This window comes from Bradyrhizobium sp. Mp27, assembly GCF_029953005.1.
Taxonomy (GTDB): domain Bacteria; phylum Pseudomonadota; class Alphaproteobacteria; order Rhizobiales; family Xanthobacteraceae; genus Bradyrhizobium; species Bradyrhizobium barranii.
Genome location: NZ_JASAUS010000745.1, coordinates 1 through 274, shown reverse-complemented (window position 1 = coordinate 274; position 274 = coordinate 1). Strand labels below are relative to the sequence as shown.

General features: G+C 60.6%; 1 pseudogene. It reads right to left on the bottom strand.

The window, feature by feature from the left end:
• A pseudogene (locus tag QJT78_RS52525) lies at window positions 1–274 on the bottom strand (IS6 family transposase); the annotation flags it as partial.

The following is a 274-nucleotide window of genomic DNA, read 5'->3' as shown; positions in this document are numbered from 1 at the left end:
TCGGCGATAGCGCTTGTCATGGAGATCTCGCGCCAAGTCGCAAAGGCTCGCTCGCGCGAAGCACGACGGAAGTCGGCGGTGGCGGCTACCGGGATAGGGGATGTGGAAAAGGTTCGCGACCTGATCGTGAACGGACAGAAAGCGTTGAGCCTGATGGGACGATCGCGTCATGATCCGCTCGCGTCGCCGCGTCGGCTGATGAGAATTCTCGGCCCGATTGTTGAGAGCTTTGTGCTGGCGATGTTCGACGTGTAAGCCCATCTTCGCCCTCGCA